Below are 15,084 nucleotides of genomic sequence, written 5' to 3' on the forward strand. Positions count from 1 at the left end.
GGTCACAGGACGGTGCCGGTGATGGCCGGGGGCTCCTGCTCGTCACCAGTGCGTCGTGGCCCGGGCTGGTGCGGAGCAGCCGTCGCGCCACCGGCGTCGACCACTTCCCCATCGATGGTCATGCCGGGCTCCTGCCGGGCCCGGGCCAGGCCCATCTCCAGACCGGTACGCGCCACCTGGCGGGCGGCGAAGACACCGACCAGGCGACGCCCCAGGGGCCGGGTGAAGGGCAACAGGAAGACGAAACCGACGATGTCGGTGGCGAAACCGGGCAGCATCAGCAGCAGACCACCCACCAGCACCAGGGCGGCGTCGGTGAGCTCGGTGGCCGGCATCCTGCCGCTGCCGATGGTCTCGCCCAGCGCCTTCCAGGCCCGGGAACCCTCCCGGCGCATCAGCCAGGCGCCGATGGCGGCCTCGGCGACGAGCAGGGCGATGGTCGGCAGGCCCCCGATGGCCCGGCCGACCCGCAACAGGATCCACACCTCGAGCAGCGGGACGCCGATCACCAAGGCCGCCAGCAGCGGCCCCGCCCACGAGTTGCGTCGACGAGCCGGGGCCATGCTCAGCCCTTCCCGACCTTGTCGGCCAGGCGCCGTGCGGCGCCGGCCACCTGCTGGGCGCGGTACTCCACGCCCCACAGCGTGGTGCGGATCAGCGCCTCGGTGACGATGTCCTTGCTCATCTTCGACTCACCGCGCTCACGCTCGATGAACTGGATCGGCACCTCGACGATCTTCAGTCCGGCGCGGTCGACACGCCAGGCGAGGTCGAGCTGGAAGCAGTAACCGGCGCTGGCGATCTCGTCCAGGTTGATGGTGCGCAGCGTCGAGGCGCGGAAAGCGTTGAAGCCGCCGGTGATGTCCTTGACGTCCATACCGGTGCACAGGCGCGTCCAGATCGACCCGCCACGGCTGATCAGCAGGCGGCTGGCCGGCCAGTTCACCACCGAGCCGCCCTTGACATAGCGCGAGCCCTTGACCATGTCGGCATCCTCCAGGGCGGCCAGGATGGCGGGCAGCTGCTCGGGCTGGTGGGAGCCGTCGGCGTCGTGCTCGACCAGCACGTTGTAGCCGCGGTCCAGTCCCCAGTGGAAACCGGCCAGGTAGGCAGCACCCAGCCCCTGCTTGCCCTTGCGGTGCAGGACGTGCACGTGCTCCGGGTGTGCCTCGTGCAGGCGGTCGGCGATCGCACCGGTGCCGTCGGGAGAGTTGTCGTCGGCCACCAGCACGTGCGCGTCCGGCACTGCGGCGCGCAGCCTGGTGACGATGGGCTCGATGTTCTCGGCCTCGTTGTAGGTCGGGATGACGACCAGGACCTTGTCCGTCGGCTCGCTGCGATCAACCATGTCTTGTCCCCCATCGGGTGCCCGGGGCGCACTCCTGTGCGCGGTCAGGCCAGTCTAGCCAGTGGCCCGGCCACGCCTCCGGGGGCTCCACCCCAATCCCGCAAGGGCCGATGCCGCTGCCAAGGCAGCCGCCACGGCCTCCAACGGCCCCGCCAGGCGCATCGCCGGGGTCAGTCCCTGACGCATCGGCACCGTGAAGGTCTGGGCCGCCGCGGTGCGCGGCACGGTCAGTCCCTCGACGCTGCCATCGGGCAGCACCAGCCCGGAATAGGAATTGGTGGTCGCCACTACCACCTCGCGTCGCATCTCCATCGCCCGCGCCCGGGTGATCGTGTACTGCTGGCGCGGCTGGGCGGTGCCGGTGTAGGTGCCCAGGTTCGACTGCGAGACCAGCACCTGGGCACCGTGGCGCACCGTGTCGTGAACGGTACGGTCCCAGGCCAGCTCGAAGCAGACCACGTCTCCCAGCACGAGGGGCCGGCCGTCGGGCAGCTCGACGGCCATCACGCCGGGGGTGGTGCCCGGCACGGACTGGGCACCGACCTGCTCCAGCACCGGCAGCACCGGCAACAGCTGGCGGCGCAGCGGAATCCACTCACCGAAGGGGACCAGGTTGCGCTTGTCGTAGCGGGCCTCCATCCGGCCCTCGGGTGTCCACCACAGGGCGCTGGTCTGGCGCTCGTCCTCCCCGGGGCCGGCCATCACCGCCCCCACCAGGATCGGACGCCCAGCCACCGAGGAGGCCCGGGTGATCAGCTCACGGGTCTGCGCGTCCCGGGTGGGGTCGACGTCGGTGGAGTTCTCCGGCCACAGCACGAAGTCGGGCACCGGGTCGATCCCGGCTCGGGAGCGCGCCATCAGCGCCACCGTCTGGCTGACGTGGTTGTCGGTCACCGATCGGGCATAGCCCATCGCCTCGGGTCCGCCGGATCCGTCGAGGTTGCCCTGCACCATCCCGACGTGCACCGGGGCCGTTGCGACGACCTCACCGGGGGCGACGCGCCCGCCGGCGCCGGAGGCCAGCAACAGGCTCGCCGTCAGTGCGAGCCACGACAGGATCGGGAGCGCTCGGGGGTGGCGCGAGGCCACCAGGCCCAGCAGTGAGCCCAACAGCGCCGTGGCCCAGCCCAGTCCGGCGACACCGGCCAGGGGCAGCAGCCCGGACAGCGGCGAGTCCACCATGGCATATCCCAGGCGCAGCCAGCCGAAGCCCCCGAAGGGGATGCGGGCGGCGCCGTACTCCACCAGTGACCAGGCGCAGGCCGTCACGCCCGCGAGCAGCCACGGGGAACGGGTCCACCGATGGGTGGCGTGCACGACCAGCGCGAGCAGGGCTGTCCAGCAGGCCATCAGGGCCAGCAGTGGCGGCACGACGTACCAGCCGATGACGTACACCCAGCTGAGGGCCACCACTCCCTGTCCCAGGCCGGCCCACCAGCCCAGGGCCGCGGCGCTGCGCAGCGGCTGGCGCGGCTCCAGCGAGACCAGCAGGCGACACAGGAAGGCCAGCCCCAGCAGGGTCGCCGGCCACAGCAGTGCCGACTGCCAACCCATGGCGAGCACCGCCCCGGAGGTCAGGAACTGTGCGCGCTGCACCCAGCGGGTGCGGGCCGTCATCGGGGTGCTGCTGGCTGTGCTCACTCTCCGCTGGGCTCCAGTACCTGGCGGTCCCGGAAGATCGTGGTGAGCACGATCGTCGTCTGGGTGGTGACATTGGCCGTCATGCGGATGCGGGTCAGCAGCGCGTCCAGCTCGGCCGGGGTGCCCACCTGGGCCTCGATCAGGTAGGAGGCGTCTCCGGCGACCGAGAAGCACGACAGGATCTCGGGCATGGCGTCGAGCAGCCCCGGCACCTCCTCGTCCTGCTCCGGCACCAGGGGCCGGATGGAGATGAAGGCCGTGAGCGTGCGTCCCAGCGTCTCCGGGTTCACCACGGCTCGGTAGCCCGAGATGATCCCCCGCTGTTCCAGCCGCCTGACCCGCTGCTGTGCCGCCGAGGTGGACAGTCCCGTCTCCCGCCCGATGTCGGTGTAGGAGATCCGTCCATCTGCCGCAAGGAGCGCCAAGATCTTCTGGTCAGTGCTTTCCATGGGCACATCGTGACATTATTTTGCGGTGCCAGAGGAACAACTCATGATTTTTGACACGGCGTCGATGTATTTCCGCGCCTTCCACGGTCTTCCGTCCAGCTTGCGGTCCCCGCAGGGAGAGCCGGTCAATGCCGTGCGTGGGCTGCTGGATGCGATGGCAAGGCTCGTCGAGCAGTACCGGCCCAGCCACCTGGCCTGTGCCTGGGACGACGACTGGCGCCCCCAGTGGCGCGTCGACCTGGTGCCCAGCTACAAGACCCACCGCCTCGCGGCCGCCACACCCGGTCCCGACGGGAGCTCCGAGGAGGCCCCCGAGGAGCTGTCGACACAGGTGCCGGTGATCCGGGAGGTGCTGGCGGCACTGGGCATCGCCGTCGTGGGCGTCGCCGAGCACGAGGCCGACGACGTGATCGGCTCGCTCACGGCCCAGTTCGCCGGGCAGAGCCTGGCTGTGACCGGTGACCGGGACCTCTTCCAGCTCGCCACTGGCGGCACCCGCGTGGTCTACATCGGCAAGGGCGTCGCCAAGCACGACCTGGTCGATTCCGACTGGGTGCTGGCCAAGCAGGGCGTGCCGGCCGAGCGCTATGTGGACCATGCCGTGCTGCGCGGTGACCCCTCCGACGGGCTGCCCGGCGTCAAGGGCATCGGCGAGAGGACCGCGGCGCGGCTGGTGGGCAACCATCCGAGCCTGGAGGCGATGGTGCAGGCAGCCCGAGACCAGGACCCGTCGATGGCCGCCGGGCTGCGTTCCCGGCTGCTGGGGGCCGAGGACTACCTTGCGCCGGCGCGCACCGTGGTGGAGGTGGTGCGCGACCTGGAGCTGGACTGCCTGCGCGACGAGGCCCGTGTGCTGCGCATCGACGCGTCCGCGCGCGACGAGGCCGCCCTGGAGGCGCTGGTCGAGCGATGGGGCATCGGCAGTTCGGTGGGCCGGATGGTCGCGGCGCTCGACCTGGCCCAGGGTTTCAGCGGGGGCCGGTGAGGACGTAGACCGCTGCCGCGGCTGCCAGGTTCGCGAAGCGGTCGATGCCGTGGGCCGCGCGTCCCGACTCGTCGAGCGCGATCCTCTGCTCGACGTGCAGCCCGCAGACGTCGAAGAGGTCCTCCAGGTCTGACAGTGTGGTGTAGCGCAGGTTCGGCGAGTCGTACCAGGTGTAGGGCAGGTCGCGGCTCTGCGGCATCCGTCCGGTGAGCAGCCTCAGCCGGTGGCGCCACAGGCCGAAGTTCGGCATCGAGACCACCAGTCGGGGCGCGATTCTGGACATCTCGGCCAGCAGGTGCTCGGGGTGCCGCACTGCCTGCAGGGTCCGGCTGAGCACCACGACGTCATAGGAATCGTCGTCGAACTGGTCCAGCTGGGTGTCGAGGTCGAGCTCGATGACGCTGACCCCCCGCCAGATGGCTTTGAGGACCTCCTCGGGATCGTTCTCGACGCCGGTGCCCCGGCACTGCTGGGTGCGGGCCAGGACGTCGAGCAGTTCTCCCGAGCCGCAGCCCAGGTCGAGGACGCGCGAGCCGTCGGGCACCAGTGAGGCGACCAGCGCCAGGTCGGGGCGCAGGGCGGTGGCGCCGTGGCTTCGGTGCTGGCTGGTCATCACTGCTCCTGGGGGGTGACGCGGCGGTGGGCGTGCGGGTGGGTGGCGGACTCGCACTCGAGGAAGGCCCGCACCGTCTGCAGGTAGGGCTCCACCTCGAGCAGGAAGGAGTCGTGGCCCCACGGGGCGCTGATGTCGCGGAAGGTGACCGGTAGTCCCCCGTGCTCGAGTTCGCGCACGATGCGGCGGGAGTGCTCGGTGGAGAAGCGCCAGTCGGTGTCGAAGCTCACCACCAGGTAGCTGACCGGGTGCTGTTGCACCGCCGAGAGAGCGTGGGGTCGGCTGAAGGGGTCAAAGTAGTCCATCACCCGGGTGAGGTAGAGGTAGCTGAGCGCGTCGAAGCGGCTCAGGAAGGCCTGCCCCTGGTGCTGCAGGTAGCTCTCGACGGCGAAATCGACGCCGAAGCCCCGCTGGCTGTCCTCGAACTGGGGGCGTCGTCCGAACTTGGTCTGGAAGCCCTCCTCCGAGGTGTAGGTGATGTGGGCCATCATGCGGGCGATGGCCAGCCCGACGTCGGGGCTGGTGTCGTGGTCGAGGAAGCGTCCGTCGTGGAAGTCCTCGTCGCGCATGATGGCGGCGCGACCGACGGCGGAGAAGGCGATGTTCTGTGCGGTGAGCCGGCTGGTGGAGGCGATCACGGCCGCATTGCACATCTCGGTGGGGTACTTCAGTGACCAGTCCAGCGCCTGCATGCCGCCCATGGAGCCCCCGACCACGGCATGCCACCGGTTGACGCCCAGGTGGCGTCCGAGCGCGCGGTGCACTTCGACGAAGTCGCCGATGTCGAGCAGCGGGAAGTCCAGGCCCCAGGCGCGCCCGGTGGCGGGATTGGTGGAGCTGGGGCCGGTGGTTCCCGAACAGCCACCCAGCAGGTTGCTGCACACCACGAACCAGCGGTCGGTGTCGATCGGCTTGCCGGGGCCGATCATGGTGTCCCACCAGCCCGGATGGCGGTCCCCTTCGTGCCAGCCGGCGGCGTGGGCGTCACCGGTGAGCGCGTGGCAGATGTAGACGCCGTTGTCGCCTGCCTCGTTGAGCTGGCCGTAGGTCTCGTAGGCGACGGTGATGTCGCCCATCGTCTGGCCGGAGACCATGCGCAGGGCTTCGGTGGTGAACAGCCGCGCCGATCGCGTCTGGACGTGGCCAAGCCCCTCGGGTCTCGCACCGGGTCGTGCGGCAGCGCTCACCGGCACTGCTCCAGTGCCTGGTCGAGGTCTGCCACCAGGTCGTCGACATTCTCGATGCCGACGCTCAGCCGCACCATCTCCGGCGGCACGCCGGCCGACTCGAGCTCCTCGGTGGTCAGCTGGGAATGGGTGGTGGTGGCGTTGTGGATCACCAGGCTCTTGGTGTCGCCGATGTTGGCCAGGTGGCTGAACAGCTGCACGGCCTCGACGAAGCGCCCTCCCGCCTCACGCCCGGCCTTCAGGCCGAAGCTGACGATGCCGCCATGGCCCTTGCCGGTGAGGACGCGTTCGGCGGTGGCGTGGTGCGGGCTCGACTCCAACCCCGGGTAGTTCACCCAGGCGACGTCGGGATGCTGCTCCAGGTGGCCGGCGATGGCCAGGGCATTGCTGCTGTGGCGCTCCATGCGCAGGTGCAGCGTCTCCATGCCCTGCAGGAAGAGCCAGGCGCTGTGCGGCGAAAGGGTGGCTCCGGTGTTGCGCAGCATCACGGTGCGGGCCCGGGTGATGAAGGCGGCGGGCCCGGCGGCCCCGGTCCACACCACCTCGTGGTAGGCGTGGTCGGGGCCGGTCAGATTCGCGAAGCGCTCGGAATGGGCATTCCAGTCGAAGCTGCCCGCGTCGACGATCACGCCGCCGATCGCGGTCCCGTGACCGCCCAGGTACTTGGTGGCCGAGTGCACCACGATGTCCGCACCGTGCTCGAAGGGCCGGCACAGGTAGGGGCTCGGCACGGTGTTGTCGACCACCAGCGGCAGGCCATGGCCGTGGGCCGCCTGGCTCCACGCGTCCAGGTCCACCACGTTGAGGCTGGGATTGCCCATCGACTCGCAGAAGACCAGGCGGGTGCGCTCGTCGACGGCCGCATCGAGCACAGCAGGGTCGGCGGGGTCGACGAAACGTGTCTCAATGCCGAACTGCGGCAGCGTGTGGGCGAACAGGGCGAAGGTCCCTCCGTAAAGGGTGGAGGTGGCGACGATGTTGTCGCCGGCACCGGCCAGGTTCAGCACCGCATAGGTGACCGCCGCCGCGCCAGAGGCGGTGGCGAGGGCGCCGATGCCGCCCTCGAGGGCCGTGATCCGCTCCTCGAAGACCGCCGTGGTGGGGTTCATGATGCGGCCGTAGATGTTGCCGGGCTCCTCCAGCGAGAACAGGCTCGCGGCATGAGCCGTGGAGTCGAAGGTGAAGCCGGCCGACAGGTACAGCGGCACCGCGCGAGCCTTCGTCGTCGGGTCGGACTGTTCCTGGCCAGCATGGACGGCGAGGGTCTCGGGGGCCAGGGATTCAGACGTCGAGGTCACGAAAGGCTCCTTCGAAGGGGTTTTGCCCTCAGGCTAACGGGCTTGTCACCTTGGCCCGGGCGCGGCCGCAATGGTGAGATGACCGCTAGGCTCCCCCTGTGACCCCACGTCCCCTGCGTGAAGCCTCCGACCTGCTGTTGACCGCCCGCGGTCGCATTGACGGCCGCAGTGCCCGAAAGATCGAGACGCGGCGCCGGATCATCGCTGCAGCCACCGACCTGTTCGCCGAGCAGGGCTACACCGGCACCTCGATGGACCAGATCGCCGACACCGCCGGGGTGAGCAAGGGCACCATCTTCTACAACTTCCGCTCCAAGCCCGACCTGTTCGCCCAGCTGGTGCGTGAGGCCGCCGAAGCAATCGCCGGGGCCATCCAGCAGGCCCGCACCGGCCACCACGGCTGGGAGGCCCTCGACGCGGCGACGCTCGCCGTGCTGGAGGCCGCCGACCGCTGCCCCGGCCCCGTCCAGATCATGCTGACCGAACTCTTCCGCGCCCAGCGCCCGTGGGCCAGCAGCCTGCGGGCCTCCCGCGAAGCGATGCTGACACCCCTGGTGGAGATCTTCGACGAGATGGCCGAGGACCGCGTCGCGGCCCAGGGCGGCACACTGCTGCAGCCCGAGGACCGGGTGAACGTGGCCATGTCGGTGCTGGGGGCGCTGGTGGTGGCAGCGCTGGACCGGCGCGCCTACACCCCCGATCGTCCCCTGGCGAGCGTTCACCAGGTGCTGATGCACTCCTTGGGCGGCCTCAACAGCTGATCCGGCCCCGGCCGGCAGCGCTCAGTCCCGCTGCTCCTGCTGCTGCTGCTCCTCGGTGAACCTCTCCGCGAAGTCAGCGGCATAGGCCTCTCGCAGCTCCTCCCACCCGTGGTCCAGGGCGTCCTGCCCGACACAGCGGGGCGTGTCAATGCCCTGCAGCTGGCGTCGCAGGACGGTCAGGCACAGGTGCCAGCCCGCGGCCATCTGTGCGGCCATCGAGGACTCCGACAACTCGTGGACCAGGTGGAGCTGGGTCTGCTCACCGCTGGGCGCCAACTGCCAGGTCAGCGCCTCAGCACCCCAGCGGTGCTCCAGGAACCAGGGAGCCCGCACCTCGGTGACGGTGGCGTCGACCCACTGGTCCTGCTCACGCTCCCGGCACCGATTGGTACCGGCCACGTCCAGCCCGTGCTCGGGCACCACCGGGGACCAGCCGGCCAGCAGGGACGGGTCGACCAGGTGGCGCCAGACCACTTCCTGGCCCCCATCAAGGGCGATGGTCAGGGTCACCACCTGGTTGCGGTAGCGGGCATGGGTCAGGTGGTCGCGCGCATCATCGGCAAGCGGGGTGGCGGTCATGGCCCAATTCCACCACACCCCGGCCGCGATCCCACCGCACAGGACCCGTAGTCCACTAGGCTCGCGGCATGTTCTTCTTCGCCGTGATCCTCCTGCTCATCGGCGTGGCCTGTCTCCTCGCCGCCCGCGCGATGCCCGCCACCGCCACCATCACCCAACCCGGCAAGGACGGGACCAAGAAGGCGTCCACCACCTCGCCCCGCCGCACGGCACGAGGCGCCGGCGTGGCCAGCATCGTGCTGGGCCTGCTGGCCGCCGCCGCCGCCTGCACCACCCTGGTGCCCACCCAGCAGGTGGGCATCCGGGTGGCCTTCGGTCGCCCCGTCGGGACCCTCAACAACGGCCTGCACCCCAAGCTCCCCTGGGAACGCGTGGAGCTCATGGACGGCACCGTCCAGATCGACGACAACTTGGGCGACAAGCGCACCGAGATCCGACTGGGCAACCAGTCGGTGGCCTATGTGCAGAATGCGGTGCGCTGGCGCATCCGTTCCGACGCCGCCGACCGCCTCTACCGCGACCACAAGACCTTCGACCGCATCGGTCCGGCCCTGCAGGAGCAGGAGCTCTCCGCGGCACTGAACGAGGCCTTCAAGGACTACAATCCGCTCGCCACCGCGACCGGTGATGCCGAGAGCTTGGACTCGATCGCCGACCAGGTCAAGACCCGTTTGGAGTCCAAGATCGGTGACCGCCTGGTGATCGACTCGGTCATCATCCCCAAGGTCGACTTCGACACCCAGACCCAGTCGCGCATCGACGCCTACCAGACCGAGGTGGGCAACACCCGCATCGCCGAACAGCGCAAGAAGACCGCCACCGCCGAGGCGGCAGCCAACAAGGAGCTCGCGGCCTCGGTCAGCAAGGATCCCAATGTGCTGGTCAGCAAGTGCATGGACCAGATGGCCGAGATGGTGCAGAAGGGCCAGCAGATCCCCGTCGGTTTCAGTTGCTGGCCGGCCAGCAATGCCAATGGCGTGATCGTGGACACCAGCGCCCCCAGTGCTGCCCCGACCAAGCGGTAGCAGCCACCCCGACCGGGCGGCCCTGTCCACGCGGTGGTTGTCCGGCGTGGCGGGTGCACTAGGCTCCCCGGGTGGACGACGACCGCTGCCAAGGCATCACCCAGGACGGCCTCCAGTGCCGCCGCTCCGGCAACCCCTGGTGCTACCAGCACCGGCCGCCGGCCGACTCGATGAATTTCGATGCGCGCCAGGAACGCGACGAGAACCAGGACCAGGACGCGCTGTTCGCTCCGCCCACCCGGCCGCAGCACTGAGGCCGGCTCGCCATGGGCGGTGATGGCCTCGCGCACCACCACCGAACCGCGGCTTTCGTTGAACGATCGTGCCCGGGGTCCGGCGGCAGCCGAGGCCCAAATACACGGTGGAAGAGCCTTGGTCAGTCGCGCGCGAGCAGCGTCTCCGCACGCAGCAGATAGCTCTCCAGCACCGCCCGGGCCCGCCCCACCTGGCCGTCCTCCAGCAACAGGGTGATGCGCTCGTTGTCGTCCACGAAGCCCTGGTGGATGGCTTGCGGATTGCCCAGGGCGAGGAAGCGCAGCCGGGTCTGGCCCACCAGCACCGCCAGCAGCCGTTCGGCCACCGGATTGCCACCCAAGCTGCCCAAGACCAGGTGGAAGGCCGCATTGGCGGTGCCGACGGCCATCCACTCGTCGCAGGCCTGAGCCTCTCGCGCCAGCTCCAGCTGGCCGCGCATCTGCTGAAGGGCGGCTCCTTCGGCCGGGCTCCACGGCTGGGCGGGCGAGGTGCGTCGCGCCATCAGCTCGTCCAGTGCCCCCAGCTCCAACTGGCGGCGCACGGCATAGACGTGGCGGGCCTGCGGTGCGTCGATGGTGGCCACGAAGACTCCACGATGGGTGCGGTGCTCCACCAGCCCCTCGTGTGACAGCAGCCGGAAGGCCTCTCGCAGGGTGTTGCGGCTGACGGCGAGATGCGCGCACAGGGTGACCTCGTCGAGCCGCTGCCCCGGGGCCACCCCACCGCCCAGGACGTGGGAACGCAGCTGGTCTGCCAGCGCTTCCGCCGCGAGGACCGGGGCCTGGTTCACAGGGTGACGATGCACTGCAGACTCCCTCGGATTGCGCCCTCGCCCTTGACAGGGGCATGGATTGTTCAACAATCTTGGCGCATGTCCCTGCCATCCGAGAACACCGCGACCACGGTCGACCTCAATGCCGACATGGGTGAGTCCTTCGGCGCCTGGACGATGGGTGATGACCGCGCCCTGCTCGACGTGGTCACCAGTGCCAACATCGCTTGCGGCTTCCATGCCGGTGACCCCACCGTGCTCACCCGGACCTGCCGGATGGCCGCCAAGAGGGGTGTGGGCATCGGCGCCCACGTCTCCTACCGCGACCTGGCCGGATTCGGCCGCAGCTTCATCGATCTGCCGCCCGCCCAGCTGCGCGACGAACTGGTCTACCAGCTGGCGGCCATCACCGGAGTGGCCGCCACCGTCGGCGCCCACGTGGGCTACGTCAAGCCGCACGGCGCCCTGTACAACGCCATCGTGCACCACCAGGCCCAGGCCGAGGCCGTCGTCGAGGCCCTGGTGACCATCAACAAGACCCTCGACAGGCCCTTGGCCCTGTTGGGGCTGCCCGGCGCCTTGGTACTCGACCTGGCCGAACAGGCAGGGCTGCGCGCGGTACGCGAGGCCTTCGCCGATCGTGCCTACACCGCCGAGGGCACTCTGGTCTCGCGCCGCCAGGAGGGGGCCGTGCTGCACGATGCCGACGAGGTGGCCCGACGGATGGTGCAGCTGGTGCGTACCGGCTCGGTCACCTCGATCGACGGCCAGCCGGTGCAGGTGCAGGCCGACTCGATCTGCGTCCATGGCGACTCCCCCGGCGCCGTCGCCATGGCGAAGGCCGTGCGCGAGGCCCTGGAGGCCGACGGCATCGCGCTGCGGTCCTTCGCATGAGCGACCAGGTGCGGCTGCTGGCCGCCGGCCGCAGGGCCCTGCTGGTGGAGACCGCCACCCCCGAGTTGCGGCGTCGCCTGCACCAGGCCCTGACGACGACTCCACCGGACGGTCTGGTCGAGCTGGTGCCAGCCGCACGCACCGTGCTGGTGAGCTGCGCCGAGGAGTCCGACCTGGCTGCCGCGGCAGCCCACGTCAGGGCCTTGGTTGACGCGGGGCTCCAGCAGGTGGCACACGAGTCGGTCGAGCCGACCGTGATCGAGGTGCGCTACGACGGCGAGGACCTGGAGCAGGTCGCAGAGCTCGTCGGGATCACCCCTGAGGAGGTCATTGCCAGGCACACCGGCCAGCTGTGGACGGTTGACTTCGCCGGCTTCATGCCGGGCTTCGGCTACCTGACCGGGGAGCAGGGTGGGCTCACCGTGCCGCGCCTGAGCAGCCCCCGCACCCGGATTCCACCGGGCAGCGTCGCCCTGGCCGACGACTTCACCGGCATCTACCCGCAGGCCTCCCCCGGAGGCTGGCAGCTGATCGGCACCACCGAGGCCGAGCTGTGGCGCACCGACCGCACTCCCCCGGCGCTGCTCGTGCCCGGGGCCGTCATCCAGTTCGTGGAGGTCCGATGACAACCCTCGAAGTGGTCGCACCCGGCCTTCGCACCCTCGTCCAGGACGCCGGACGTCCCGGTCTGGCAGCCCTGGGCATCAGCGCCTGCGGGGCCTGGGACCGCGCCGCGCACGAGCTGGGCAACCGACTGGTGGGCAACAGCCGTCAGGCGGCCTCACTCGAGGTGCTGCTGGGTGGCCTGCAGGTGCGCGTGCACGGAGGTGACCTGCTGATCGCCGTGACCGGCGCCGAGGGGCCGCTGAGCGTGGACAGTCGTCCCGCGGCGCTCTTCTCCCCCGTCCTCGTGCACGACGGCCAGGTCATCGAGCTCGGGCAGGTGACCCGGGGACTTCGTCGTTATCTGTCGGTGCGCGGAGGCATCGAGGGTGACCGGGACTTCGGTTCCTTGGCCAGCGACCCCACCCGCGGCCTCGGACTGCCCGTGGTCAAGACCGGTGACGAGCTGGCCGTCGGCCAGGCGCAAGGCCGTGTGCTGGGCTCAGGCGAGATGGGGGGCGTGGTCAGCCACCTGCGCGAGGAACTGAGCCTGCGCGCCGTCTGGGGTCCGCGCGACGACTGGTTCTCGACAGCGGGACGCCAGTCCTTCGTCGACCAGCTCTGGCACGTCACCGACCAGGCCGACCGCGTCGGCTCCCGACTGGCCGGTGAGCCGCTGGAGCGTGAGGTGGCCGGGGAGCTCGCCAGCGAGGCCACCGTGCGTGGCGCGGTACAGGTTCCTGCCTCGGGCCTGCCGGTGGTCTTCGGCCCGGACCACCCCACCACGGGTGGCTATCCGGTGATCTGCGTGGTCGACGGCCCCGATGCCGACCTGCTCTCGCAGGCGGTGCCCGGCCAGAAGGTGCGCTTCCTGGTCAGCAAGCCGCGCGTCCACCTCGGCTGAACCGCCGCGCGTCAGCGACAGGTGTCCAGGCCCCGCGCCAACATGTCCTTGTCGGCCTGGGAGACCCAGGCACCGTAGCGGTGCGCCACCTCCACGTAGCGGGCCGAGTAGTCGCACCACGACGCCCGGTTCGGCGGCATCCACGCCGCAGGCGTGCGGTCCCCCTTGGAGGCATTGGTGGACCCGTCGACGGCCAGCAGGTTCAGCGGGTCGTTCGCCGCCCGACGTCGTGTCTGGTCGTCCCAGCGCTGGGCCCCGTGCTGCCACAGGGCGGACAGGGCATAGACGTGGTCGATCTGCACCTTCCACGCCTGGTCCTTGGTGAAGGTGATCGTCTTGCCGGTGTAGGGGTCGTCCAGGGTGCCGGTGAGCACCACGCAGTCCTTCGCACCGGGGCGGGTGGTGATGCCCGTGAGGTCGCGGTGCAGCACGTCATTGCGGGTGTCACAGCCATTGCGGTCGACGTCGGCCCAGCGCGGGCCGAACTCGTCGCGGCTGTATCCGGTCTTGGGGGCGCGCCCCTTGACCGGGAGCGTGGGCAAGTGGTCCTTGGCGGCCGTCACCAGCTGCGGGTCCCTGATGGTGACGGTGGACGAGGCTGACGGGCGGGGGCTCGCCGGCGCCAGGCTCGATGCCGTCGTCGAGGGCGTCACGATCGGCGGATTCAGCGTCGGACCGCTGGTTGTGGAGGCAGTGGCAGAGGGGCGCGGTGCAGGGTGGAGGGTGATCACCGGTGCAGGGCTCGGATCGGCCTGGACAGTGGGGATCGGCTGACAGCCGACGCTCACCAGCGCCACCGCTGCGGTGAACCCGACCAGCACCGAGCGCCTCATTACCTGCACCTGTGGTCACACTCCCCCGGACCCATCGGCCCTCGTCATCGCGTCCTGTCCGGGCCCGGACAGCGCGGACGAGCCTAGCGCGGCCGTCAGGCGTCGGGTCGGGACAGGTGTCCAGCCACGGGTCAGCTGGTGATGTCCTTGCCCGCGAAGCGTGCCCAGGCGGCAGAGGCGAAGACGGCGATGTAGACCAGTGCCACCAGCGAACCGGTGGCCATCGTCTCGGTGTGGATGGGGCTGCGCATCACGTCGCCGAAGGCATTCCACCGGTCGACCAGCAGGTAGGGGTGCAGCCAGGAGACCTGGGGGATGCCGTCGAGGATCCACATCATCGTCGTGAGCAGCGTGGTGGAGATCATCGCGGCGATCGGTTGCTCGGTGAGCGTCGAGATGAACAGACCGATCGCGGCCAGCGCGGACAGCTGCAGCACCAGGTAGGCCACCCCGATCCCGAGCCTCCCCAGGGCCGCGCCGATGCCCATGGTCCCGCCGGACAGGGTGGTGACCGGGCCCAGGCCGAAGAGCAAGCCACCGGTCACCAGCCCCGCCAGCACGATCGCGAGCACGCCGATGGCCGCACCGATCACCAGGGACAGGTACTTCACGGCGAGCAGCCGGGTGCGCCCCGCAGGCACCAGCAGCTGGTAGCGCAGGGTTCCCTGGTTCGCCTCCCCGGCGATGGCGTCGCCGGACAGGGTGGCAACGGCCAGGGGCAGGAACAGGGTCAGCTCGACGGCCAGGGCCGCCAGCGCCACGAAGAATCCATTGCCCGCGATCGACGACAGGAAGTCGGGCCCGCGGCCCGGGTGCGGCCGGGTGGAGACCCGCACGGCGAAAGCCATCACGACCGGCACGGCGGCGAGGACCAGCAGGCCCGCCTGGTTGCGCCGGCGGCCTCCGATCAGGCGCATCTCACTGGCCAGCAGCCTCA

At 70.2% G+C, this 15,084-nt stretch carries 18 protein-coding genes; 7 read left to right on the forward strand and 11 right to left on the reverse strand.

All coding sequences use genetic code 11. The features are described from left to right. Positions 1 to 2: 2 nt before the first annotated feature. The 4 genes from ACHFFZ_RS08250 to ACHFFZ_RS08265 are packed head-to-tail and all read right to left on the reverse strand — an operon-like array spanning position 3 to position 3,438. Entirely contained in the window at positions 3 to 563 is a 561-nt protein-coding gene (locus ACHFFZ_RS08250; protein WP_394276163.1) for an FxsA family protein, read from the reverse strand. Positions 564 to 565: 2 nt separating this feature from the next. Next, positions 566 to 1,348: a polyprenol monophosphomannose synthase gene (locus ACHFFZ_RS08255; RefSeq protein WP_394276164.1), complete on the reverse strand. Its 783-nt coding sequence runs from the start codon at positions 1,346 to 1,348 to the stop codon at positions 566 to 568. Between the two features lie 54 nt (positions 1,349 to 1,402). Continuing rightward, positions 1,403 to 2,989, reverse strand: a complete 1,587-nt coding sequence (gene lnt, locus ACHFFZ_RS08260) for an apolipoprotein N-acyltransferase (protein WP_394276165.1) — start codon at positions 2,987 to 2,989, stop codon at positions 1,403 to 1,405. Further along, on the reverse strand, positions 2,986 to 3,438 hold the full coding sequence (locus tag ACHFFZ_RS08265; RefSeq protein ID WP_394276166.1) for an Lrp/AsnC family transcriptional regulator: 453 nt from the start codon (positions 3,436 to 3,438) through the stop codon (positions 2,986 to 2,988). Before ACHFFZ_RS08265 ends, lnt begins: the two co-directional genes overlap by 4 nt. A 43-nt stretch (positions 3,439 to 3,481) precedes the next feature. On the opposite strand from ACHFFZ_RS08265, the gene ACHFFZ_RS08270 reads away from it, so the two are divergent. Next, complete coding sequence (locus ACHFFZ_RS08270) at positions 3,482 to 4,423, forward strand: 5'-3' exonuclease H3TH domain-containing protein (protein WP_394276167.1); 942 nt, start codon at positions 3,482 to 3,484, stop codon at positions 4,421 to 4,423. Here the strand turns inward: ACHFFZ_RS08270 and metW are convergent. Genes metW through ACHFFZ_RS08285 form a run of 3 tightly spaced genes read right to left on the reverse strand, consistent with a single transcriptional unit; the run spans position 4,407 to position 7,521 of the window. Continuing rightward, positions 4,407 to 5,036, reverse strand: coding sequence for a methionine biosynthesis protein MetW (metW, locus tag ACHFFZ_RS08275; RefSeq protein ID WP_394276168.1), 630 nt, complete (start codon positions 5,034 to 5,036; stop codon positions 4,407 to 4,409). The two genes, ACHFFZ_RS08270 and metW, sit on opposite strands and share 17 nt — an antisense overlap. After that, complete coding sequence (locus ACHFFZ_RS08280; RefSeq protein WP_394276169.1) at positions 5,036 to 6,223, reverse strand: homoserine O-acetyltransferase; 1,188 nt, start codon at positions 6,221 to 6,223, stop codon at positions 5,036 to 5,038. Before ACHFFZ_RS08280 ends, metW begins: the two co-directional genes overlap by 1 nt. Then, positions 6,220 to 7,521, reverse strand: coding sequence for an O-acetylhomoserine aminocarboxypropyltransferase/cysteine synthase family protein (locus ACHFFZ_RS08285; RefSeq protein WP_394276170.1), 1,302 nt, complete (start codon positions 7,519 to 7,521; stop codon positions 6,220 to 6,222). The genes ACHFFZ_RS08280 and ACHFFZ_RS08285 overlap by 4 nt, the downstream gene beginning before the upstream one ends. A 98-nt stretch (positions 7,522 to 7,619) precedes the next feature. On the opposite strand from ACHFFZ_RS08285, the gene ACHFFZ_RS08290 reads away from it, so the two are divergent. Next, positions 7,620 to 8,282: a TetR/AcrR family transcriptional regulator gene (locus ACHFFZ_RS08290; RefSeq protein WP_394276171.1), complete on the forward strand. Its 663-nt coding sequence runs from the start codon at positions 7,620 to 7,622 to the stop codon at positions 8,280 to 8,282. A 21-nt stretch (positions 8,283 to 8,303) separates the two neighbouring features. On the opposite strand, the gene ACHFFZ_RS08295 is transcribed toward ACHFFZ_RS08290, so the two are convergent. Then, on the reverse strand, positions 8,304 to 8,861 hold the full coding sequence (locus tag ACHFFZ_RS08295; RefSeq protein WP_394276172.1) for an SRPBCC domain-containing protein: 558 nt from the start codon (positions 8,859 to 8,861) through the stop codon (positions 8,304 to 8,306). Positions 8,862 to 8,929: 68 nt separating this feature from the next. Here ACHFFZ_RS08295 and ACHFFZ_RS08300 point away from each other — a divergent pair, with 68 nt between their 5' ends. After that, the gene (locus ACHFFZ_RS08300) at positions 8,930 to 9,886 is read left to right on the forward strand and encodes an SPFH domain-containing protein (protein ID WP_394276173.1); all 957 of its coding nucleotides are present in this window, start codon (positions 8,930 to 8,932) and stop codon (positions 9,884 to 9,886) included. Between the two features lie 71 nt (positions 9,887 to 9,957). After that, a complete protein-coding gene (locus ACHFFZ_RS08305) occupies positions 9,958 to 10,140 on the forward strand; it encodes a hypothetical protein (RefSeq protein ID WP_394276174.1) in 183 nt (60 codons plus the stop codon). A gap of 122 nt (positions 10,141 to 10,262) precedes the next feature. Here ACHFFZ_RS08305 and ACHFFZ_RS08310 read toward each other — a convergent pair whose 3' ends face one another. Beyond that, positions 10,263 to 10,931: a GntR family transcriptional regulator gene (locus tag ACHFFZ_RS08310; protein WP_394276175.1), complete on the reverse strand. Its 669-nt coding sequence runs from the start codon at positions 10,929 to 10,931 to the stop codon at positions 10,263 to 10,265. An 81-nt stretch (positions 10,932 to 11,012) separates the two neighbouring features. On the opposite strand from ACHFFZ_RS08310, the gene ACHFFZ_RS08315 reads away from it, so the two are divergent. The 3 genes from ACHFFZ_RS08315 to ACHFFZ_RS08325 are packed head-to-tail and all read left to right on the forward strand — an operon-like array spanning position 11,013 to position 13,314. After that, positions 11,013 to 11,807: a LamB/YcsF family protein gene (locus ACHFFZ_RS08315; RefSeq protein ID WP_394276176.1), complete on the forward strand. Its 795-nt coding sequence runs from the start codon at positions 11,013 to 11,015 to the stop codon at positions 11,805 to 11,807. Positions 11,808 to 11,815: 8 nt separating this feature from the next. Further along, entirely contained in the window at positions 11,816 to 12,433 is a 618-nt protein-coding gene (locus tag ACHFFZ_RS08320) for an allophanate hydrolase subunit 1 (RefSeq protein ID WP_394276180.1), read from the forward strand. Continuing rightward, positions 12,430 to 13,314, forward strand: coding sequence for a biotin-dependent carboxyltransferase family protein (locus ACHFFZ_RS08325; RefSeq protein WP_394276177.1), 885 nt, complete (start codon positions 12,430 to 12,432; stop codon positions 13,312 to 13,314). Before ACHFFZ_RS08320 ends, ACHFFZ_RS08325 begins: the two co-directional genes overlap by 4 nt. Positions 13,315 to 13,325: 11 nt before the next feature. On the opposite strand, the gene ACHFFZ_RS08330 is transcribed toward ACHFFZ_RS08325, so the two are convergent. Together ACHFFZ_RS08330 and ACHFFZ_RS08335 are read right to left on the reverse strand one after the other, a co-directional pair. Further along, positions 13,326 to 14,147 (reverse strand): DUF1524 domain-containing protein, encoded by an 822-nt coding sequence (locus tag ACHFFZ_RS08330; RefSeq protein ID WP_394276178.1) that lies wholly within the window; start codon positions 14,145 to 14,147, stop codon positions 13,326 to 13,328. Positions 14,148 to 14,278: 131 nt separating this feature from the next. Continuing rightward, positions 14,279 to 15,084: ABC transporter permease (locus tag ACHFFZ_RS08335; protein ID WP_394276179.1), on the reverse strand; the 806-nt coding region annotated here is incomplete at its 5' end.

The sequence above is a fragment of the Luteococcus sp. genome, from assembly GCF_043424415.1.
Taxonomy (GTDB): Bacteria; Actinomycetota; Actinomycetes; order Propionibacteriales; family Propionibacteriaceae; genus Luteococcus.

What these genes read in the sequence shown, in the direction of transcription:
- ACHFFZ_RS08250 (WP_394276163.1), bottom strand. Translation starts at nt 563, where the DNA reads ATGGCCCCGGCTCGTCGACGCAACTCGTGGGCGGGGCCGCTGCTGGCG.
- ACHFFZ_RS08255 (WP_394276164.1), bottom strand. Translation starts at nt 1,348, where the DNA reads ATGGTTGATCGCAGCGAGCCGACGGACAAGGTCCTGGTCGTCATCCCG.
- ACHFFZ_RS08265 (WP_394276166.1), bottom strand. Translation starts at nt 3,438, where the DNA reads ATGGAAAGCACTGACCAGAAGATCTTGGCGCTCCTTGCGGCAGATGGA.
- ACHFFZ_RS08270 (WP_394276167.1), top strand. Translation starts at nt 3,482, where the DNA reads ATGATTTTTGACACGGCGTCGATGTATTTCCGCGCCTTCCACGGTCTT.
- metW (WP_394276168.1), bottom strand. Translation starts at nt 5,036, where the DNA reads ATGACCAGCCAGCACCGAAGCCACGGCGCCACCGCCCTGCGCCCCGAC.
- ACHFFZ_RS08295 (WP_394276172.1), bottom strand. Translation starts at nt 8,861, where the DNA reads ATGACCGCCACCCCGCTTGCCGATGATGCGCGCGACCACCTGACCCAT.
- ACHFFZ_RS08300 (WP_394276173.1), top strand. Translation starts at nt 8,930, where the DNA reads ATGTTCTTCTTCGCCGTGATCCTCCTGCTCATCGGCGTGGCCTGTCTC.
- ACHFFZ_RS08315 (WP_394276176.1), top strand. Translation starts at nt 11,013, where the DNA reads ATGTCCCTGCCATCCGAGAACACCGCGACCACGGTCGACCTCAATGCC.
- ACHFFZ_RS08325 (WP_394276177.1), top strand. Translation starts at nt 12,430, where the DNA reads ATGACAACCCTCGAAGTGGTCGCACCCGGCCTTCGCACCCTCGTCCAG.
- ACHFFZ_RS08330 (WP_394276178.1), bottom strand. Translation starts at nt 14,147, where the DNA reads ATGAGGCGCTCGGTGCTGGTCGGGTTCACCGCAGCGGTGGCGCTGGTG.